The sequence below is a fragment of the Ancylobacter sp. SL191 genome (assembly GCF_026625645.1).
Classification (GTDB): domain Bacteria; phylum Pseudomonadota; class Alphaproteobacteria; order Rhizobiales; family Xanthobacteraceae; genus Ancylobacter.
The window spans coordinates 1,492,501-1,514,034 of the sequence record NZ_CP113056.1 but is presented as its reverse complement, the minus strand read 5'-3'; the positions used below and the strand labels follow the sequence as shown (position 1 = coordinate 1,514,034).

Below are 21,534 nucleotides of genomic sequence, written 5' to 3'. Positions count from 1 at the left end.
ATGACCACCGCCGCCGACCGCATCCGCGCCTTGCCGATCTGGGGCTCCCGCGTCGAGCCGCGCCCGCTCGGCGGGGGCATCACCAACACCAATTTCGTGGTGGAGGATGACGGGGCGAAATACGTCGTGCGGCTCGGCGACGACATTCCCCGCCACAATGTCATGCGCTTCAACGAGCTCGCCGCCGCCCGCGCGGCGGAGGCGGCAGGCATCTCCCCTCGCCTGCGCCATGCCGAGCCGGGGCTGCTGGTCATCGACTTCATCGAGGGCCGGACCTATGGCGAGGCCGATGTGCGGGCGAACCTGCCGCGCGTCGTCGAACTGGTGCGCCGCGCCCATATAGAGGTCACCCGCCATCTGCGCGGGCCGGCGCTGGCCTTCTGGACCTTCCACGTGCTGCGCTCCTATCTCCACGCGCTGCGCGACGGCGACCACCGGCTGAAGGACGACCTGCCGGCCTATGCCGCGCTGGCCGCGCGGGTCGAGACGCTGGTCGGGCCGAGCGAGATCGTGTTCGGTCATAACGACCTGTTACCGGCCAATTTCATCGACGACGGCGCGCGGCTCTGGCTGATCGACTGGGACTATGCCGGCTTCAACACGCCGCTGTTCGATCTCGGCGGCCTCGCCTCGAACAATGGCTTCGACGCCGCCCAGCGGGCGGACATGCTCGGCCTCTATTACGACCGCGCGCCGGATGACGCACTGATGCTGAAATTGCAGGCCATGCTGGTCGCCTCGCTGCTGCGCGAGGCCTTATGGAGCATGGTCTCGGAAATGCACTCGACCATTGATTTCGACTACCGCACCTATACGGGCGAAAACCTCGCCCGCCTCGCCGCCGCCGTCACCGAACTGGATGCGATGGCGGGTTAGTCGCTGAGCCCTCGCGCGAGCGCCGCGAAGACGCGCTCATCCAGCGTCTGCGCCACGTTGAAGCGCAGGAAGCCGCTGGCGGTCTGGCCCCGGCTGAACGCATTGCCGGGCGCGAGTACGACACCCTCCTTGAGGCAGGCGCGGGCGAGGCTCGCCGCGTCGCGCCCCTCCGGCAGCCGGCACCACAGGAACATGCCGGCGCGCGGCACCAGCCAGGGCGTGATGCCGAGCGGTTCCAGCCGGTCGACGCTCCGCGCCATCGCCACGGCAAGCCGGGCGCGCACGCTTTCCATATGCTTGCGGTAGCCGCCATCGGTGAGCGCGGCGAGCAGCAGTTCGGAGGCGAGCCGCCCGCCGCCGAAGCTGGTGGCGATCTTCAGATCCGCCAGCGCGTCGATGAAGTCCGGCCGCGCCGCGATATAGCCGCAGCGCACCGAGGCCGAGAGCGTCTTGGAGAAGCTGCCAATGTGGATCACCCGCGCGAGGCCATCAAAAGCGGCGAGGCGCGGCGCCGGCGTCGGTTCGAAATCGGCGAAGATGTCGTCCTCGACGATGAGCAGGTCCGCCCGCTCGGCGAGCTTCAGCACCCGATGGGCGACGACCGGGGAGAGCACCGCGCCGGTCGGATTGTGGATCGCCGAATTGGTGATGTAGAGGCGCGGCGCATGGGTGGCGAGCGCCTGCTCGAACGCCTCCACATCCGGCCCGTTCGGCGTGTAGGGCACGCCCACCACATTCACCCGATGCGCCGCCAGCAGCGCGTGGAAGTTGAAATAGCAGGGATCGTCCACCAGCACCGTGGCGCCCGGCTCCAGCAGCAGCCGCCCGATCAGGTCGATGGCCTGCGTGCCGGACTCGGTGAGCAGGATCTGCTCCGGCCCCGCCTCGATGCCGCTCACCGCGAGGCGACGGGCCAGAACCTCGCGCAGCGCCGGCAGACCGAGCGGCGTGGCGTAGTCGGTCAGCGTCGCCGCCTGCGCGCGGGCAAGGCTCCGCAAGGCGCGCCGCAGCCCCGCCTCATGCATCCACGACGCCGGCAGCCAGCCGCAGCCGGGCTTCAGCACCGCCTCGCCGGCCTCCAGCGACTGGCGGGAGATCCAGAGCGGGTCGACCTCGCGCTCGCGCGGCGGACCGGGGATCGCCAGTCCCGCCGACGCCGCCACACCCGTCACATAGAAGCCCGAGCCGGGCCGCGCCTGAATGACGCCCTCGGCGGCGAGCCGTTCATAGGCCTCGACCACGGTGGAGACCGAGACCTTCATCGCCCGCGCCTGCGCCCGCACCGAGGGCAGCTTCGCCCCGGCGGCAAGGCCGCGCGGCCCGATCCGCCCGCGCAGAGCCGCCATCACCGCCTCGATCCGCGTCGCCGCCATGCGTACTGCCCCCGACACCCATACAGTTCTTGTCAACTGTATGGGACCGTCTCTGGAGCGTCCACGCCGCACGGCGCATGACGCTTCGAGGCCAGGGAGCGAATGATGACGGTGAGCGCAAGCGTCGGGACGAGCGACAGGACGGGCGGCTGGATCAGCGGCTTCACCGGCATGGTGATCTTCTCCGGCTCGCTGCCGGCGACGCGCGCCGCCGTGCTCGCCTTCGATCCCGTCTTCCTCACCACCGCGCGGGCGAGCATCGCCGGGCTGCTGGCGCTCGGCCTTCTCGTGCTGCTGCGCGAGCGCCGGCCGGCGCGGGCGGACATCGTGCCGCTGCTGGTCGTCGCGCTCGGCGTGGTCGTCGGCTTCCCGCTGCTCACCGCGCTGGCTCTGCAGCACATCACCTCCGCCCATTCCGTGGTCTTCATCGGCCTGCTGCCGCTCTCCACCGCCTTGTTCGGCGTGCTGCGCGGCGGCGAGCGGCCGCGCCCGGCCTTCTGGCTGTTCTCGCTGCTCGGCAGCGCGCTGGTGGTCGGCTTCGCCCTGCGCGAAGGCGTCGGCGCCGCGCCGCTGGGGGATGCGCTGATGCTGGCGGCGATCATCGTCTGCGGCCTCGGCTATGCGGAAGGCGCCCGCCTCTCGCGCCGGCTCGGCGGCTGGCAGGTCATTTCCTGGGCGCTGGTCCTGGCACTACCGCTGATGCTGGTGCTGACCGCTTCTTTGTGGCCGGCCTCGCTGGCGCAGGTGCCGGTGAGCGCCTGGGCGGGGCTTGCCTATGTCTCGCTGTTCTCCATGCTGATTGGCTTCATCTTCTGGTATCGCGGCCTCGCGCGTGGCGGCATCGCCGCGGTCGGCCAGTTGCAGCTGCTCCAGCCGTTCTTCGGCCTGGCGTTGGCCGGGCTGCTGCTCGGCGAGGCGGTGAACGCGACCATGCTGGCGGTGACGCTCGGCATCGTCGCCTGCGTCGCCGGGGCCCGGCGCTTCGCCGGCTCCACCGCGCCGCGCGCCGAGCCCGCTCCGGCGCGTTGAAAGGGCCAGCAACAGGGCGTGCGGGCGAACGAAGCTGCTATCCAGGGTGGTGCAGCCACGCCACACTCGTCGGCTTCTTTGCCCCTAGGGTTCCCTAGGGAAGTTTTCCCCCTCTTGATGCGTCGGGGCATATTGGTACCGTTCGAATATTGCTGAATGTTACGGCAAGAGGACTCTTCCTCTGGGGCACTGGGGTGCTCTGGCGGCAGGGGCGGGTTGGCCGGCCACGCCGGTCTAGGTACTCACCTGCCAGAAAAAGGCGGGGAGCGGGGGTGCAATGTCCAAGTTCGATTTCCGGAGGACGCTGCTCGCGTCCACCGCGCTGATTGCTTGCTCTCTGTCGAGCGCAGCCGCTTTCGCCAACGGCTATGACACTCTGTACGTCAGCGCCCCCCCACCGGGGCAGAGCGAGACGCTCAGCGCGACGGAAACCTTCTATGCCGCCTATGTCGGTATCGCCGATGGCGAGAGCGGCACGCTGACCATCGCTCCGGGCGTGACGATGACGACCCTCGGTGTGGTCGGCTTCGTCTCCGATCCCTATGGCGGCATCATCGGTCAGGACCAGGGCTCGACCGGCACGGTCATCATCAGCGGCACGGGTTCCACTTGGACCGACGAGAGCGACTACGTCATCGTCGGCCAGTCGGGCACCGGCACGCTGCAGCTCTCAAGCGGCGGGACGTTGAATACCAACAACGTCACGATCGGTGAGTACGAGACCGGCAATGGCACCGTCACGATAGACGGCGTGGGCACCACCTGGGACAATCTGTACACGACGAATATCGGCCCCATCGGTACGGGCAGCGTCACCGTCTCCGGCGGAGCTGTTGTCACCAATGGCGAGACCCTGAACATTGGCGGCGGCGGGTTTGTCTTTGCGCGGGCACCGGCACCGATGTCGGGCACGGGCTCACTGACCGTCACCGGCACCGGCACGACCTGGTACAATACGGGCGGCGTCAATGTGGGGCGCGGTGAAGGGGCGACCGGCTCGCTCACCGTCGAGAACGGCGCCAGCTTCCAGACCTATGACGGCAGCATCTATGCCGGCCTCGGCGCGACGATCACCGTCACCGGGCCGGGCACCACCATGCTGCTCGGCACAAGCAACACCACGCCTCCCGTGGACTGGGACGCGGCCGCCGGCTATTTCAGCCCGGATGAAGGCGCGACCTCGCTCATCAGCAACGGCGCCACGCTGAACGCCGACGCGACCTATATCGGTGGCGCGGGCACGGCGGCGGTCACCACACTCACCGTCACCGGCGCCGGCACGATCTGGCACAACTGGCTGAGCATCTATATCGGCGGCACCGGCAATGGCGATGGCGGTTATGGCGCCGCGACCGTGTCGGACGGCGCCGTGGCCACCGCCTATACGGCTGGCGTCGGCGTCGATGCCGGGTCGATCGGCACGCTGCTGCTGACGGGCGAAGGCACCGTGTTCCAGGTACTCTCCCGCGACGGCTTCTCCGGCAACTTCCGGGTCGGCTTCAGGGGCGACGGCACCGTCACCGTTCAGAACGGCGCGACGCTGACCGCGGCGAATCTCGTGCATATCGCCAATGAGGTCGGCTCCGTCGGCGTGCTCAATATCGGCGCCGCCGAAGGCGAGGCTCCGGTCGCGCCGGGCACGGTGCTCGGCACCAATGGCGTGTTCTTCGGCGCGGGCGACGCAACGTTAGTGTTCAACCACACCAGCACCGGGCTCACCTTCAATAACGAGCTGTCCGGCACCGGCGGCGCCATCCGCCACCTCGCCGGCGTAACCAATTTCACCGTCGATTCCCCGGACTTCGAGGGCACGCTGGATGTGATCGGCGGCACGGTGAAGCTCAATGCGGCCATTCCCGATCTCGCAGTCACCGTCGGCAGCGGCGCGACTCTCGGCGGCAATGGCACGATGCAGTCGCTCACCGTGGCGGCGGGTGGCACGGTGACGCCGGGCAACTCGATCGGCACCCTGGTCGTCACCGGCGATGTGAATTTCGCGGCCGGCTCGATCTATGTCGTGGAGCTGGACGGCGCCGGCAATAGCGACCTCATCACTGCCTCCGGCCAGGCTTTCCTGAACGGGGCGACGGTGAACCTCGTCGCGCTGGACCCGCAGGCGAGCTACAAGTCGGCGCAGGTCTACACCATCGTCGCCGCGACCGGCGGCGTGGTCGGGGCCTTCGGCGCGGTGACCACGGATTCGCTGTTCCTGACCGTGGACGTGAACGATCTCGCCAACGGCATCAATGTGGTGATCTCGGCCTCCGACAACGCCTTCACCAGCGTCGCGGTGACGCCGAACCAGATCGCCACCTCGGCGGCGCTGGGCACGCTGCCGCAGACGGGGGCCTCGCTGGCGCTGTACAATTCGCTCCTGTTCCTCACCTCGGCCAGCGAGGCGCAATGGGCCTATGACCAGCTCTCCGGCGAGGTGCATGCCTCGACGCAGAGCCTGTTCATGGAACAGTCCTCGCTCATCCGCGGCGCGCTGAATGACCGGCTGCGGGCGGCGCAGGGCGGTGTCGGGGCCTCCGCCGGCACGGTGGTCAATGTGGTCGAGACCTCGAGCGGCGCGCTGGCCTATGCCGCGCCCTCGCCCGTGAAGGTCGCCGCCGATCTCGCCATGCCGGTGAAGGCGACGCCCACCCTCGCGCCGGTGGAGCGCTTCGCGCTGTGGTCGACCGCCTTCGGCAATTGGGGCGAGATGGACGGCAATTCCAACGCCGCCGGCGTCTCCGATTCCACCGGCGGCTTCCTGATCGGCGCCGACACGCTGGTCGGCGACGGCTGGCGCCTCGGCGTGGCCGGCGGCTACAGCTACACCGACTTCTCGATCTCGGGCCGCAACTCCTCGGGTTCCAGCGACAACTGGCATATCGGCCTTTATGGCGGCAACGCCTGGGGCCCGCTCGCGCTGCGCACCGGCCTTGCCTATACGTGGCAGGACATCTCGACCAACCGCTCGGTCGCCTTCACCGGCTATTCCGACAGCCTGTCGGCGGATTATGACGCCGGGACGGTGCAGGCCTTCGGCGAACTCGGCTACCGGATCGACGCGGCCGGCATCGCCTTCGAGCCCTTCGCCAACCTCTCTTATGTCAGCCTGCATCAGGACGGCTACACGGAAGAGGGCGGCGCGGCGGCCTTGACGGGCGACTCGCAGACCATGGACACGACCTTCACCACGCTGGGCGTGCGCCTTGCCAAGGAGATCGCCTTCGGCTCGACGGCGGCGACGCTGCGCGGCGCGCTGGGCTGGCGGCACGCCTTTGGCGACATTGACCCGACGGTGACGCAGGCCTTTGCCGGTTCCGACGCCTTCACCGTCACCGGCGCGCCGATCGCGGAAGACGCGGCGGTGATCGAGGCCGGGCTCGACATGCTGATCAGCGCCACCGCGACGCTCGGCATCGCCTATACCGGCCAGTATGGCGACGGCGTCAGCGAGAACGGCTTCAACGCACGGCTGAGCGTCCGGTTCTGAGGGACGGGTCTGAGGGAGGGCCCGGCGCCCTCTCCTCACCGACCCTCAAACGAAAACCGCCCCGCGTCGCTGCGGGGCGGTTTGTTTTTAGGTGACGCGCGGAGCGATCAGCCGGCGCGCAGGTTGCGCACGAAGTCCGCCACCTCGCGCTGGAGGTCGCCGGCCTGCGCCGAGAGCGAGTTCGACAGCGAGGAAAGCTGGGTCGAGGCCGCCCCCGTCATCTCCGCCGAGCGGCCGACGCCGGCGATGTTGTCGTTCACCGCGCCAGTGCCATTCGCCGCCATATGGGTGTTGCTGGCGATCTCCTGCGTGGCGGCGGTCTGCTCTTCCACCGCCGCGGCGATCATCGAGGTGACGTCGCGGATCTGGGTGATGGTGCCGACGATCTTCTCGATCGAGGTCACGGTGCGGCTCGTCGCCTGCTGGATGTCCTGCACCTTGGAGGCGATTTCCTGCGTGGCGCGGGCGGTCTGCTCGGCGAGCTGCTTGACCTCCTGCGCGACCACGCCGAAGCCGCGACCGGCATCGCCGGCACGCGCCGCCTCGATGGTGGCGTTGAGCGAGAGCAGGTTGGTCTGGCCGGCGATGTCGGTGATGAGTTTCACCACTTCGCCGATCTTGTTGGCGGCATCCGAGAGTTCGCGGATCTCGTTGGCGGCACGGCCCACCTCGTCCGAACCGGACACGGCGATGTTGGCGGCCTGCGTCACCTGCGAACCGATCTCGCGGATCGAGGAGCTCATCTCCTCGGTGGCGCTGGCCACGGTCTGCACATTGGTTGAGGCTTCCGAGGCGGCATTGGTCACGGCGACAGCCTGGCGCGAGGTCTCCTCGGCGGTGGCCGAGAGGTTGCGGGCGGCGACGGAGACCTCACCGGAAGAGGTGGCGAACTGGTCGGCCAGCGCGCCCATCTTAACCTCGAAATCGTCGGCGATGGCGTTGCGCTCGGCGACCACGCGCTGGGCGGCGCGCAGCTCGGCCATGCGGGCCTCCTCGCGCGCCTTCTCGGCTTCCTCAAGCGCCCGGCGCAGCGCCTCGGCGGCCTGGGCCATGCGGCCGATCTCGTCCTTGCGGTCGGTGCCAGCAACGGTCATGTCGAACTTGCCTTCGGCCAGTTCGCTCAGCGTCTGGCTGAGGCCGGTGATCGGGCGGACGATGCCGAGGCGGGTGACGAAGAAGGCGATGAGCAGGACGAGGAGCAGCGCGCCCGCGGTGCCGGCATAGACCAGCGTCAAGGTGCTGCGAGTCTCCTCGTTCAGCTTCGTGGCCACATCCTCAAGATACTGTTCGTTGCTATCAACGAATTTGGCGACGTCGGCGACGATGCCGCGCGAGATCGGGATGCAGGTATTTGTGTATTGAATGCCGAGCGCCGTATTCTCTTCGGCGTTGGTGCTGGCATTGGCGCGCTTGACGATATCGCCGCACGGACCGGAGATCATCTGATCGAAGCGTCCAACCAGCTCGTCCACGGCGGCGGTCTTGGCCGGATAGAAGGTCTTCACCGCTTCCATGCGCTTGTGGAAGCTCTCAATGGCCTGCTTCTGCACATCGATGGCGCGCTGGTTGTCCTCGTTCGAGACGGAGGTAATGGACTGGTAGACGGCCTGATTGTACCAGACCACGAAGCGGTTGGCGCGGGCGCTGGCGATTGTCGCACGAGTTGGGCCCTCGATCGCCTCGCTATAGGAGTTATCGATGTCCTGCATCTGGGTGCCGGCAAAGTAGATCAGTCCGGAAGCGAAGGCGGCCAGCAGCAACAGGAGTGAAGAGATCTTGCCGATGAGTGGCATGTTCTTGAAGGACATGGGCGATCCAGTGGGGGTGCGGGGCGGATTTCAACCCTGCCCGGCCGACCCGACGCCGGGCACGGCGCTCGGCCCGTTTGTCGCTCTCTTGCCTTGCGCCAAACTGTCGCTCGCGCCCTAGCCGCCCGGCCGTCGAGCGCGCGCCGCGCAAACGAAAACCGCCCCGCGTCGCTGCGGGGCGGTTTGTTTTTAGGTGACGCGCGGAGCGATCAGCCGGCGCGCAGGTTGCGCACGAAGTCCGCCACCTCGCGCTGGAGGTCGCCGGCCTGCGCCGAGAGCGAGTTCGACAGCGAGGAAAGCTGGGTCGAAGCCGCCCCCGTCATCTCCGCCGAGCGGCCGACGCCGGCGATGTTGTCGTTCACCGCGCCGGTGCCATTCGCCGCCATATGGGTGTTGCTGGCGATCTCCTGCGTGGCGGCGGTCTGCTCTTCCACCGCCGCGGCGATCATCGAGGTGACGTCGCGGATCTGGGTGATGGTGCCGACGATCTTCTCGATCGAGGTCACCGTGCGGCTGGTGGACTGCTGGATGCCCTGCACCTTCACGCCGATTTCCTGCGTGGCGCGGGCGGTCTGCTCGGCAAGCTGCTTGACCTCCTGCGCGACCACCGCGAAGCCGCGGCCCGCCTCTCCGGCGCGCGCCGCCTCGATGGTGGCGTTGAGCGCGAGCAGGTTGGTCTGGCCGGCGATGTCGGTGATCAGGTTGACCACTTCGCCGATCTTGTTGGCGGCCTCGGACAGTTCGCGGATCTCACTGGCGGCGCGGTTCACCTCGTCCGAGCCGGACACGGCGATGTTGGCGGCCTGCGTCACCTGCGAACCGATCTCGCGGATCGAGGAGCTCATTTCCTCGGTGGCGCTCGCCACGGTCTGCACATTGGTCGAGGCTTCCGAGGCGGCATTGGTCACGGCGACGGCCTGGCGCGAGGTCTCCTCGGCGGTGGCCGAGAGGTTGCGGGCGGCGACGGAGACCTCACCTGAAGAGCTGGCGAACTGGTCGGCCAGCGCGCCCATCTTCACCTCGAAATCGTCGGCGATGGCGTTGCGCTCGGCGACCACGCGCTGGGCGGCGCGCAGCTCGGCCATGCGGGCCTCCTCGCGGTCGCGCTCGGCCTGCTCCAACGCAGCGCGCAGCGCCTCGGCGGCCTTGGCCATGCGGCCGATCTCATCCTTGCGCTCAGTGCCGGTGATGGTCATGTCGAACTTGCCTTCGGCCAGTTCGCTCAGCGTCTGGCTGAGGCCGGTGATCGGGCGGACGATGCCGAGGCGGGTGACGAAGAAGGCGATGAGCAGGACGAGGAGCAGCGCGCCAGCGGTGCCGGCATAGACCGTGGTGACGGTGCTGCGGGTCTCCTCGCCCAGTGTCGCCGCGAGATCCTGCATGTACTGTTCGTTGCTCTCAACGAATTTGGCGACATCGGCGACGATGCCGCGCGAGATCGGAATGCAGGTGTCGGTGTACTGGATGCCGAGCGCCGTATTCTCTTCGGCGTTGGTGCTGGCATTGGCGCGCTTGACGATATCGCCGCACGGACCGGAGATCATCTGATCGAAGCGTCCAACCAGCTCGTCCACGGCGGCGGTCTTGGCCGGATAGAAGGTCTTCACCGCTTCCATGCGCTTGTGGAAGCTCTCAATGGCCTGCTTCTGCACATCGATGGCGCGCTGGTTGTCCTCGTTCGAGACGGAGGTAATGGACTGGTAGACGGCCTGATTGTACCAGACCACGAAGCGGTTGGCGCGGGCGCTGGCGATGGTCGCACGGGCCGGGCCCTCAAGCGCGTCGCTATAGCCGTCATCGATATCCTGCATCTGGGATCCGGCGAAATAAATCAGTCCGGAGGCGAAGGCGGCCAGCAGCAGGAGAAGCGACGAAATCTTGCCGATCAACGGCAGGTTTTTAAAGGACATGGGCGATCCATACGATGGAAGACGGGTTCTGATACTGCCCAGCCCACACGGCGCCAGGCATGCGCTCGACCCGTTTTTCGATTCATTCCCTTGCGCGAAGCTGTCGCCGCTCCCAAACGAAAACGGCGCCCGGGGTTTCCCCCGAGCGCCGCTCTGTCGTGTCCCCGCCCGGTAAAGCGGGTCAGATATCCAGCGTGTTGTCCCGCTCCCACTGGGTGAGATGGCGCGAATAGGCGTTCCATTCCTCGTTCTTCAGCTTGATGTAGCCATCGACCAGCGGCGCGCCGAGCGCGTTGCGCAGCACGGACGACTTCTCAAGCGCGCGGATGGCGTCGAGCAGGTTGAGCGGCAGCTTCTTGGCGCCGCGCACCTTGTGGCCGTCCGTGTACATGTTGATGTCGAGCCGCTTGCCCGGATCGCGCTGGTTCTGGATGCCGTCGAGACCGGCCGCCAGCATCGCCGCCGGGGCGAGATAGGGGTTGGCCGCGCCGTCCGGCAGGCGCAGCTCGAGCCGCCCGCCATCGGGAATGCGGATCATGTGGGTGCGGTTATTGCCGGTATAGGTCACCGTGTTCGGCGCCCAGGTAGCGCCGGAGATGGTGCGCGGGGCGTTGATACGCTTGTAGGAATTCACCGTCGGGTTGGTGAAGGCGCACATGGCGTCGGCCGAATGGATCAGGCCGCCGATGAAATTGTAGCAGAGGTCGGAAACGCCGAGCTCGCCATCCTCGTCAGCGAACAGGTTCTCGTCGCCATTCCACAGCGAGGTGTGCATGTGGCAGCCCGAGCCGGTGAGGTCGATGAAGGGCTTGGGCATGAAGGTGGCGCGGAAGCCGTGCTTCTCGGCGATGGAGCGCGCCATGTATTTGAAGAAGACGTGGCGGTCAGCCGTCACCAGCGCATCGGCGAAGTCCCAGTTCATCTCGAACTGGCCGTTCGCGTCCTCATGGTCGTTCTGGTAGGGGCGCCAGCCGAGCGTGAGCATGCTGTCGCAGATCTCCTTGATGACCTCGTAACGGCGCATCAGGGCGGACTGGTCGTAGCAGGGCTTGGTCGCGGTGTCGGCGCCGTCGGAGATCTTGGTGCCGTCGGCATTGGTGAGGAAGAACTCGCACTCCACGCCGGTCTTCATGTGGTAGCCGACCGACTCGGAGGCGAGCATGGTGCGCTTCAGCACATTGCGCGGCGCCTGCGCCACCAGCTCGTCATTCATCACCAGGTCGGAGGCGAGCCAGCCCACTTCCGGCTTCCAGGGAAGCTGGATGAGGCTCGACGCGTCCGGCACGGCGAACAGGTCGGCATCGGCCGGGCTCATGTCTAGCCAGGTCGCGAAGCCGGCGAAGCCCGCGCCGGCCTTCTGCATGCCGCCAATGGCGGCGGCGGGAACCAGCTTGGCCCTCAGCCCGCCGAACAGATCGACATAGGAGATGAGGAAGTACTTGATGCCAAGTTCATTGGCGGCGTGCTTCAGGTCGGTGTAATCGCTGGCCATGGATGCAATCCGGTTGCGTGCTGTTCCCCGGCCCCTTTGGGGCTCGTTGAGGTGGTATGGAATGCAAACCCCGCGCCGTGGCGCGGGGTGAGGTCGGGTCAGAAGCTGCCGTTGGCGCCCGGGATCCAGTTGGTCCCGGCGAGCGGCACATTGGCCATGGCCGCGGCCTCGATGGTGAGCGCCACCAGATCTTCCGGCTCCAGATTGTGGACGTGGCTCTTGCCGCAGGCGCGGGCGATGGTCTGGCACTCCAGCGTCAGCACGGCGAGGTAATTGGCGAGGCGGCGACCGGCGGCAACGGGGTCGAGCCGCGCCATCAGCGCCGGATCCTGCGTGGTGATGCCGGCCGGGTCGCGGCCCTCGTGCCAGTCGTCATAGGCGCCGGGCTTGGTGCCCAGGGCCTCGTACTCGGTGGCATAATGGGGGTCATTGTCGCCGAGGGCGACGAGGGCCGCGGTGCCGATGGCGACGGCATCCGCGCCGAGCGCCAGAGCCTTGGCCACATCCGCGCCGTTGCGGATGCCGCCAGAGACGATGAGCTGCACCTTGCGGTGCATGCCGAGATCCTGCAGCGCCTTCACCGCCTGACGCACGGCGGCGAGTGTGGGAATGCCGACATGCTCGATGAAGATTTCCTGCGTGGCGGCGGTGCCGCCCTGCATGCCATCGACCACCACCACATCGGCGCCCGACTTCACGGCGAGGGCCGTGTCGTAATAGGGGCGCGCCGCGCCGACCTTCACATAGATCGGCTTCTCCCAGTCGGTGATCTCGCGCAGTTCCTCGATCTTGATCTCAAGATCGTCCGGCCCGGTCCAGTCCGGGTGGCGGCAGGCGGAGCGCTGGTCGATGCCCTGCGGCAGGGTTCGCATCTTGGCGACGCGCTCGGTGATCTTCTGGCCGAGCAGCATGCCGCCGCCGCCGGGCTTGGCGCCCTGCCCGACCACGACCTCGATGGCGTCGGCCCGGCGCAGATCGTCCGGGTTCATGCCATAGCGCGAGGGCAGATACTGGTAGACGAGCTGGGTCGAGTGGCCCCGCTCCTCATTGGTCATGCCGCCATCGCCCGTGGTGGTCGAGGTGCCCATGGCCGAGGCGCCGCGCCCGAGCGCTTCCTTGGCATTGGCCGAGAGCGAACCGAAGCTCATGCCGGCAATGGTGATCGGGATCTTCAGCTCGATCGGCTTCTTGGCGAAGCGCGTGCCGAGCACGACCGAGGTGTCGCAGCGCTCGCGATAGCCTTCCAGCGGGTAGCGCGACATGGACGCGCCGAGGAACAGCAGGTCGTCGAAATGCGGCAGCTTGCGCTTCGCGCCGGCGCCGCGAATGTCATAGATGCCGGTCGCGGCCGCGCGGCGGATCTCCGAGAGCGTGTACTCGTCGAAGGTGGCGGAGACGCGCGGGGTGGTGCGGGGGGTGTTGCTGTGGTCGGTCATGGCGCGCCCCTCAGTAGCTCGACACGTTGTCGACGTGGAAATGGTAGAGGGTGCGGGCCGAGCCATAGCGGCGGAACTCGCCGATATCGACCTCGCCGAGAATGCCGGCGGCGGTGAGCTTCTCGGCCAGCAGCGCCTTGTGCTCCTCGCGCATCTCCTTCTCGATGCAGTCGGCGCCGAGCGAGGCGACCGAGCCGCGCACGAAGAGCTTGGCCTCATAGAGGCTGTCGCCCAGCGCTTCGCCGGCATCGCCCAGCACGACGAGCGAACCGGCCTGCGCCATGAAGGCGCTCATATGGCCGATCGAGCCCTTCACCAGAATGTCGATGCCCTTCATGGAGATGCCGCAGCGCGCCGAGGCGTTGCCGTCGATCACCAGCATGCCGCCGACGCCCGTGGCGCCCGCCGCCTGGCTGGCATCGCCCTTCACATGGACGAAGCCGCTCATCATGTTCTCGGCGACGCCGACACCGGCATTGCCGTTGACGATGACGCGGGCCAGCTTGTTCATGCCGGCGCAGTAATAGCCCACGGGGCCGTCGATCTCGACGGTGACGGGGGCGTTGAGGCCGGCCGCGATGGCGTGCAGGCCGGCGGGGTTGGCGACCTTCCAATAGGTCTCGTTGCTTTCAGCCGTCAGCTTGTGCAGGGCGGCGTTCAGCTCGCGCAGCGGCGCGGTGGCAAGATCGAAGTTCACGGTGCTCTCGTCCGGGACGCGGGGAATGGCGCGGTTCAGGGCGTTCATGCGGCGCGGTCCCAGAAATAGACCTTGGCCGGCTCCGGCTCGAACAGCCGGGCGGTGCCGATGCCCGGCAGGTTGGCGAGCGCGCGGTATTCCGAGCCGAAGGCGACATAGCTGTCGGTCTCGGCCATCACCGCCGGCTTGCAGGCGATGGGATCGCGCAGCACGCCGAAGCCGCTCTCGGTGCCGACGACGAAGGTGTAGAAGCCGTCGAGATCGCCCAGCGAATGCTCCAGCGCCTCGCCCAGACTGTCACCCCCGCGCATGCGGTAGGTGAGGTAGGCGGCGGCGACCTCGCTATCGTTCTCGGTGTCGACCTTCACACCCTCGCGGGCGAGGCGGCGGCGCACGCCGGCATGGTTCGACAGCGAGCCATTATGCACGAGGCACTGGTCCGGGCCGGTGGAGAAGGGGTGGGCGCCATCCGTGGTCACGGCGCTCTCGGTCGCCATGCGGGTATGGCCGATGGCGTGGGTGCCGGCCATGGTCTCCAGCTTGAAGCGGCGGGCGACGTCGAGCGGCAGGCCGACTTCCTTGTAGAGCTCCATCCGGCTACCGGCGCCGACGACGCGCAGCTCCGGGGCGATGCGCGCGAGGGCGGCGCGCACGAGCCCCTCTTCCGCCACCGGTACGCTCAGCACCGCATGAGTATCACGCGGCAGGATGGGATGGCCGATCTGCGCGCCGATGGCGGCGAAGTCGGTGCCGGCCGGGCCGCGCAGCGTGAGCTTCACGAAGCCCGGCGTGCCCGCGCCATAAACGGCGAAGCCGGCCGAATCCGGCCCGCGGTCGCACATGATGTCCAGCATATCCGACAGCAGGGCGCCGAGCTCCGGCTCCAGCTTCGGATCCTTGAGGAACAGGCCAACGATGCCGCACATGCGGGAGCGCTCCCTAGAGATTGGTTCTAGGACGCTTGTAGGCGCGGCGCGTTCGCCGGTCAATCAGATGGAATAAATTTTTCTTTTAAAGAAACTCTCCCGCGCCGCGCCGGCCTCAGGCGTAGCGCGACAGCGCCAGATCGCCCGCCTCGATCGCCGGCTTGCGGCCGGAGACGAGGTCGGCCAGCACCCGGCCCGAGCCGCAGGACATGGTCCAGCCGAGCGTGCCGTGGCCGGCATTGATGAACAGGTTCGGCACCCGCGTCGGCCCGATGATCGGCGTCCCGTCCGGCGTCATCGGCCGCAGCCCGGTCCAGAAGGTCGCCTGCGACTGGTCACCGGCGCCGCCGAAGAGATCCTCGACCGAATGCTCCAGCGTCGCCCGGCGCGCGGGGGAGAGATCGTGGTTGAAGCCGGCGATTTCCGCCATGCCGCCGACGCGGATGCGGTCGCCGAGGCGCGTGATGGCGATCTTGTAGGTCTCGTCCATCACGGTGGAGACCGGCGCGCGCGCCGCATCGACGATCGGCACGGTGATGGAATAGCCCTTTACCGGGTAGATCGGCAGGTCGAGCCCGAGCGGGGCGAGCAGCGCCGGCGTGTAGCTGCCGAGCGCGGCGACGACGACATCGCCGGCCACCTCGCCTTGCCCCGTGCGCACGGCGGCGATGCGACCGCCCTCGACGCGCAGCCCGTCAATGCCGACATTGTAGCGGAAGGTGACGCCGAGCCCCTCGCACAGCGTCGCCAGCGCGCTGGTGAACTTGAAGCAGTCGCCGGTCTCGTCGCCCGGCAGGCGCAGGCCGCCGACGATCTTGTGCCGCGACGGGGCGAGCCCCGGCTCGGCGGCGACGCAGCCGGCGGGGTCGAGCAGCTCGAAGGCGACGCCGTCGGCCTTCAGCACCTCGATATCCTTGCCGATGCCGTCGATCTGCTTCTGGGTGCGGAACACCTGCAGCGTGCCCTGCATCCGCTCGTCATAGGAAATGCCGGTCGCCGCCCGCATCTCCATCAGGCAGTCGCGGCTATATTCGGCGAGGCGGACCATGCGGCCCTTGTTCACCGCGTAGCGCTCGGCCGTGCAGTTGCGCAGCATCTGCGCCATCCAGCGCAGCGTCGCCACATCCATGCGCGGCTGGATGATGAGCGGGGCGTGCTTCATGAACAGCCACTTCATCGCCTTCACCGGAATGCCCGGCGCCGCCCAGGGGGAGGAATAGCCGGGCGAGACCTCGCCGGCATTGGCGTAGCTGGTCTCCAGCGCCGGACCGGGCTGGCGGTCCAGCACCGTGACCTCATGGCCGTCGCGGGCGAGATAGTAGGCGGTGGTGACGCCGATGACCCCGGCGCCGAGAATGACGATCTTCATGATGTGCTTCCGCTCGGTGTCACGCAGCCTCGGCCCCGGCATAACGGCGCTGGTAGCGCGTGCCGAGGCGGGTCAGTATCTCATAGGAAATGGTGCCGGCCGCCGCCGCGATCTGATCGAGCGTCTGGTGCGGGCCGATGAATTCCAGCATCTGCCCGGCGCTCACCGCGCCCTCGGGCAAGGCGGAAATATCGACCGTCAGGCTGTCCATGGAGACACGGCCGATCATGGGCAGGCGGGTCTCGCCGAGATAGAGCGCGCCGCAGCCACTGAGATGGCGCGGAATGCCGTCGGCATAGCCCGCCGCCAGCGTCGCCAACCGCATCGGCGCCTCCGCCACATGCGCGCCGCCATAGCCGACCTTCGCACCGGCCGGCACGCTGCGGCTCTGCACGACGCGGATGTCCAGCCGCACCACCGGCTCCATCGGGTTCGGCACGCCGGCCGTCGGCGCCGCGCCATACAGCGCGATGCCCGGCCGCACCAGCGCGCCGCGAAAGGCCGGATCGAGGAAGATGCCACCGGAATTGGCAAAGCACAGCGGTACGCCGGCAAAGGCCGCCGCCAGCCGGTTCATCGCGCCGAGCTGCTCGCCATTCTGCACACTGGCCGGCTCATCCGCGCTGGCGAGGTGGCTCATCACATAAAGCAGGCGCACCCCGGCGAGGCGCGCGGGGGCGGCGGCGAGCGCCTCCACCTCATAAGGCGCGAGGCCGAGGCGGGACATGCCGCTGTCGAGCTGGATCAGCGCCGGCAGTTCAACGCCGCGGGCGCGGGCAAGCGCCGACCAGGCATCGACCTGCTCGAGACAATTGAGAACGGGAATGACACCGGCCGCCCGCGCCGCCTCTTCCGCGCCGGGGGCGATGCCGTTCAGCACATAGACCGCCGCATCGGCGGGAAGGAGCGGCCGCAGCGCCAGCGCCTCGGAGAATTGGGCGACGAAGAAATCCCGGCAGCCCTGCGCATAGAGCGCCGGCGCAACGAGGTTAGCCCCAAGCCCGTAGGCATTGGCCTTCACAACGCCGGCCACCCGCGCCGGCGCTGCACGCCGGGCGAGCGCCGCGTAATTGCGCCGCAGCGCCCCGAGATCGATGGTGAGCTGGCCGGGCGCGATGTCCCAATCGGACGTCACATACGTCTCACGCGACATGGTCTTCGCCTCATGCGACCCGTGGGCGCCCGCCAATCGCCGAGGCCCGCTGAAAAGAATACCGACAGGATACCGCGCGATATCAGCAAGAGGCGGTCATTTGATGCACGCTTGTTTCATTTGGCGCGCAAGAACGGCATAATCTGCGAGACTTTCGCAGGATCGCCCACGACACCCATGGCCACGCTCGACGCCACCGACCATAATCTTCTGCGCCTGCTGCGCCTCAATGCCCGCATGAGCAATGCCAAGCTGGCGGCGGAGGTGGGCCTGTCGCCCTCCACCTGCCTGCGCCGCATCCGCCTTCTGGAGCGCGCCGGCGTCATTCGCGGCTACACCGCGCTGATCGACCATAATGCCGGCGAGCCGGCGCTGGCGGTCATCGTCAACATCACCCTGGAGCGGCAGACCGAGGACTACCTGAACCGCTTCGAGGCGGCGGTGCGCCGCCATCCCGAGATCCGCGAATGCTATCTGATGACCGGCGGCTCGGATTACCTGCTGCGGGTCGAGGCGCAGAACGCCGGCGATTTCGAGCGCATCCACACCGACATATTGTCGACGCTTCCCGGCGTGCTGCGCATCCATTCCAGCTTCTCGATCCGCAATGTTCTCGGCGCGCGCCGGCGCGGCGCCAGCGGCGGCAATGCGCGGAGCTGAAGGGGTCACGCGGACGACACTTAGCCGGCTTTTGCCTTGGTGGTGACCGTGTCGACAAAGCGCGTCATGTCATAGAGTACCGGCGCCAGCGGCCGCAGCAGCGGCGACAGCGTGCCCAGAATCGTGCGGTGATCGAGGTTTGGATAGATCACCGCGCGCGCCTGCGCCCCGACCCGGGCGGCGCGCTCGGCGAGCCGCGTACTGTTGCCGGGATCGACCGTTCGGTCCTTGGCACCGGCGATCAGCAGCAGGGGCGGAGCGTCAGGCGCGACGAAATTGATCGGCTGGGTGCGGTCGCGCTTGGTCTCCGGCCCGAAAATGATCTGCAGCACCGGATCTTTCAGCGGCAGGAAATCATAGGGACCGGCGAGACCCGCCATCCCGGCAAGGTCGCGCGGGCTGAGCCCGACGCTCTCCAGCCATTGCGGATCGAGCGCCAGCATCGCGGCAATATGCGCCCCGGCCGAATGGCCGAGGAGCACGAGACGGTCGGGATCCCCGCCTTGCGCCGACGCATGGTTGCGCGCCCAGCGCACCGACGCCGCCGCATCATCGAGAAACTCCGGGAAGCGCACCTGCGGATAGACGCGATAATCGGGAATCAGGGTAAGGATGCCCCGGCTCGCCAGCGCGGCGCCGACAAAGCGGTAAAGCGCCCGGTCGCCCTCCTGCCAGCTGCCGCCATAGAAGAACACGGCGACCGGATGCGGCCCCTCCCCGCGCGGCCGGTAGACATCGAGCCGCTGGCGCGGATCGGCGCCATAGGCGATTCCGGTCACGCGATCATAGGCCCCGAACCGGGCGGCGGTGTTGAGCAGGGTGAGCGGCGACATAAACGCGAGCATAGCCATCCCGAGCAGCGGGATTAGGGCGAGCCCGAGGATCATTAGCCGGCGTTCTCGCCACAATGCCACGCGCCGCATCGGCGGAACGTGCGAATGAGGAAGGACGGAGGTCATGGGGAGATTACGCGGGCCCGGCAAGGCCGGATCAGACGGCAGCGCCTTGGCGATCGCACGGCGTGATGGTCGGTCCAGCAGAGGGGGCGGTCTTTCGGAGGCGCCCGGAGGCCAAGGGCGCGTCCGGCAGCCTCGCATTGAGAGGTGATATTGACCGGCGGCGAACCGGTCGCGCGGCTCGAGCTGCCCTCGCCCCCCACTTTCGCCATTAGCGCACGCAAAAACGCCGCCCGGCATTTCTGCGCGGGCGGCGTTTTGGTTGGTTTGCGAAGAAGCTGTTGCTGTGTTTTGCAGGCCTGGCAGCGACCTACTCTCCCAGGTCTTAAGACATAGTACCATCGGCGCTGAGGAGTTTAACGGCCGAGTTCGGGATGGGATCGGGTTGGGGCTCCTCGCCATAGCCACCAGGCCGGCGAAACACAGCATTTGCGAAGCAAGGGGCGTAGCGCCCATTCTGGTCTTCAGTTCTTTGATCCTGATGATGGACATCGAGGATGAGAACGATCAAGCCAATCGAACGATTAGTACCGGTAAGCTCAATATGTTGCCATACTTACACACCCGGCCTATCAACGTGGTCGTCTTCCACGGTTCTCAAGGGAATACTCGTTTTGAGGTGGGTTTCCCGCTTAGATGCTTTCAGCGGTTATCCCGACCGTACATAGCTACGCTGCACTGCGGCTGGCGCCACAACAGCTCCACCAGAGGTACGTTCATCCCGGTCCTCTCGTACTAGGGACAAATCCTCTCAATATTCCTGCACCCACGGCAGATAGGGACCGAACTGTCTCACGACGTTCTGAACCCAGCTCACGTACCACTTTAATCGGCGAACAGCCGAACCCTTGGGACCTGCTCCAGCCCCAGGATGTGATGAGCCGACATCGAGGTGCCAAACGATGCCGTCGATATGGACTCTTGGGCATCATCAGCCTGTTATCCCCGGCGTACCTTTTATTCGTTGAGCGATGGCCCGTCCACGTGGGACCACCGGATCACTATGGCCGTCTTTCGACTCTGTTCGACGTGTCAGTCTCACAGTCAGGCGGGCTTATGCCATTGCACTCGACGAGCGATTTCCGACCGCTCTGAGCCCACCATCGCGCGCCTCCGTTACTCTTTGGGAGGCGACCGCCCCAGTCAAACTGCCCACCATGCAATGTCCCGGACCCGGATAACGGGCCGCGGTTAGACATCCATATCTATAAGGGTGGTATTTCAAGGATGGCTCCACGAGAGCTGGCGCCCTCGCTTCAAAGCCTACCACCTATCCTACACATACCGACACGAATGCCAGTGCAAAGTTGCAGTAAAGGTGCACGGGGTCTTTCCGTCTGACCGCAGGAACCCCGCATCTTCACGGGGAATTCAATTTCACTGAGTCTATGCTGGAGACAGCGGGGAAGTCATTACGCCATTCGTGCAGGTCGGAACTTACCCGACAAGGAATTTCGCTACCTTAGGACCGTTATAGTTACGGCCGCCGTTTACCGGGGCTTCGATTCAAAGCTTGCACCTCTCCTCTTAACCTTCCGGCACCGGGCAGGCGTCAGACCCTATACGTCATCTTGCGATTTCGCAGAGCCCTGTGTTTTTGCTAAACAGTTGCCACCCCCTGGTCTGTGCCCCTCCCACCTGGTTGCCCAAGTGGAAGGCCTCCTTATCCCGAAGTTACGGAGGTAAATTGCCGAGTTCCTTCAGCATAGTTCTCTCAAGCGCCTTGGTATACTCTACCAGTCCACCTGTGTCGGTTTCGGGTACGGTCTATAATGTGGGAGCTATTTCCTGGAACCCCTTCGAAGCCAGAACAGAACCAATTCGTCTGACAACACACGGGATTCGTCACTACCCACAGGCTCAGGAATATTCACCTGATTCCCATCGACTACGCCTTTCGGCCTCGCCTTAGGGGCCGGCTAACCCTGCGCAGATTAGCTTTACGCAGGAACCCTTGGACTTTCGGCGACAGTGTCTCTCACACTGTTTGTCGTTACTCATGTCAGCATTCGCACTTCCGATACCTCCAGAGGCCCTCACGGGTCCTCCTTCGCAGGCTTACGGAACGCTCCGCTACCGCTTGCCCGAAGGCAAACCCTAAGCTTCGGCGCGTGGTTTGAGCCCCGTTACATTTTCGGCGCAAGAATCCTAGACCAGTGAGCTGTTACGCTTTCTTTAAAGGATGGCTGCTTCTAAGCCAACCTCCTGGTTGTTTTCGGACTCTCACATCCTTTCACACTTAACCACGACTTGGGGGCCTTAGCTGTAGGTCAGGGTTGTTTCCCTCTCGACGACGGACGTTAGCACCCGCCGTCTGTCTCCCGCGCAGTACTTCCAGGTATTCGGAGTTTGGTTAGGTTTGGTA

The 21,534-nt window shown here is 66.7% G+C and carries 14 protein-coding genes and 2 rRNA genes (1 of these 16 only partly in view); 4 read left to right on the top strand and 12 right to left on the bottom strand.

Annotated features, from left to right (window positions below; all coding sequences use genetic code 11):
• A complete protein-coding gene (locus tag OU996_RS06900) occupies positions 1 to 876 on the top strand; it encodes a choline kinase family protein (RefSeq protein ID WP_267584888.1) in 876 nt (291 codons plus the stop codon).
• Here OU996_RS06900 and OU996_RS06895 read toward each other — a convergent pair.
• A complete protein-coding gene (locus tag OU996_RS06895; RefSeq protein WP_267585625.1) occupies positions 873 to 2,249 on the bottom strand; it encodes a PLP-dependent aminotransferase family protein in 1,377 nt (458 codons plus the stop codon). The genes OU996_RS06900 and OU996_RS06895 overlap by 4 nt on opposite strands.
• A gap of 105 nt (positions 2,250 to 2,354) precedes the next feature.
• Here OU996_RS06895 and OU996_RS06890 point away from each other — a divergent pair, with 105 nt between their 5' ends.
• Together OU996_RS06890 and OU996_RS06885 are read left to right on the top strand one after the other, a co-directional pair.
• Positions 2,355 to 3,278, top strand: a complete 924-nt coding sequence (locus OU996_RS06890; protein ID WP_267584887.1) for a DMT family transporter — start codon at positions 2,355 to 2,357, stop codon at positions 3,276 to 3,278.
• Between the two features lie 277 nt (positions 3,279 to 3,555).
• A complete protein-coding gene (locus OU996_RS06885; RefSeq protein WP_267584886.1) occupies positions 3,556 to 6,762 on the top strand; it encodes an autotransporter domain-containing protein in 3,207 nt (1,068 codons plus the stop codon).
• 107 nt (positions 6,763 to 6,869) lie between these two features.
• Here OU996_RS06885 and OU996_RS06880 read toward each other — a convergent pair whose 3' ends face one another.
• From OU996_RS06880 to alr, 8 genes are all read right to left on the bottom strand, one after another.
• Entirely contained in the window at positions 6,870 to 8,570 is a 1,701-nt protein-coding gene (locus tag OU996_RS06880; protein ID WP_267584885.1) for a methyl-accepting chemotaxis protein, read from the bottom strand.
• Between the two features lie 209 nt (positions 8,571 to 8,779).
• Positions 8,780 to 10,480: a methyl-accepting chemotaxis protein gene (locus tag OU996_RS06875; protein WP_267584884.1), complete on the bottom strand. Its 1,701-nt coding sequence runs from the start codon at positions 10,478 to 10,480 to the stop codon at positions 8,780 to 8,782.
• 181 nt (positions 10,481 to 10,661) lie between these two features.
• A complete protein-coding gene (gene glnT / locus OU996_RS06870; protein WP_267584883.1) occupies positions 10,662 to 11,972 on the bottom strand; it encodes a type III glutamate--ammonia ligase in 1,311 nt (436 codons plus the stop codon).
• Between the two features lie 98 nt (positions 11,973 to 12,070).
• A complete protein-coding gene (locus tag OU996_RS06865; RefSeq protein WP_267584882.1) occupies positions 12,071 to 13,408 on the bottom strand; it encodes an FMN-binding glutamate synthase family protein in 1,338 nt (445 codons plus the stop codon).
• Between the two features lie 10 nt (positions 13,409 to 13,418).
• Positions 13,419 to 14,153: a protein glxC gene (locus tag OU996_RS06860; protein ID WP_267584881.1), complete on the bottom strand. Its 735-nt coding sequence runs from the start codon at positions 14,151 to 14,153 to the stop codon at positions 13,419 to 13,421.
• The gene (locus OU996_RS06855; RefSeq protein WP_267584880.1) at positions 14,150 to 15,031 is read right to left on the bottom strand and encodes a class II glutamine amidotransferase; all 882 of its coding nucleotides are present in this window, start codon (positions 15,029 to 15,031) and stop codon (positions 14,150 to 14,152) included. The genes OU996_RS06860 and OU996_RS06855 overlap by 4 nt, the downstream gene beginning before the upstream one ends.
• Before the next feature lie 115 nt (positions 15,032 to 15,146).
• Complete coding sequence (locus OU996_RS06850) at positions 15,147 to 16,400, bottom strand: D-amino acid dehydrogenase (RefSeq protein WP_267584879.1); 1,254 nt, start codon at positions 16,398 to 16,400, stop codon at positions 15,147 to 15,149.
• Positions 16,401 to 16,419: 19 nt separating this feature from the next.
• Positions 16,420 to 17,553 carry an alanine racemase gene (gene alr / locus OU996_RS06845; RefSeq protein ID WP_267584878.1) on the bottom strand — a complete coding sequence of 378 codons (1,134 nt, stop codon included), beginning with the start codon at positions 17,551 to 17,553 and terminating at the stop codon, positions 16,420 to 16,422.
• 177 nt (positions 17,554 to 17,730) lie between these two features.
• Between alr and OU996_RS06840 the strand changes: the two genes are divergently transcribed.
• Positions 17,731 to 18,213, top strand: a complete 483-nt coding sequence (locus OU996_RS06840) for an Lrp/AsnC family transcriptional regulator (protein ID WP_267584877.1) — start codon at positions 17,731 to 17,733, stop codon at positions 18,211 to 18,213.
• Between the two features lie 20 nt (positions 18,214 to 18,233).
• Here OU996_RS06840 and OU996_RS06835 read toward each other — a convergent pair whose 3' ends face one another.
• The 3 genes from OU996_RS06835 to OU996_RS06825 all read right to left on the bottom strand — a co-directional run.
• Positions 18,234 to 19,058, bottom strand: a complete 825-nt coding sequence (locus OU996_RS06835; protein WP_267584876.1) for an alpha/beta hydrolase — start codon at positions 19,056 to 19,058, stop codon at positions 18,234 to 18,236.
• A gap of 408 nt (positions 19,059 to 19,466) precedes the next feature.
• Positions 19,467 to 19,581 (bottom strand): 5S ribosomal RNA (gene rrf, locus OU996_RS06830).
• Positions 19,582 to 19,672: 91 nt separating this feature from the next.
• Positions 19,673 to 21,534, bottom strand: a 23S ribosomal RNA gene (locus OU996_RS06825) (it continues 959 nt past the right edge of the window).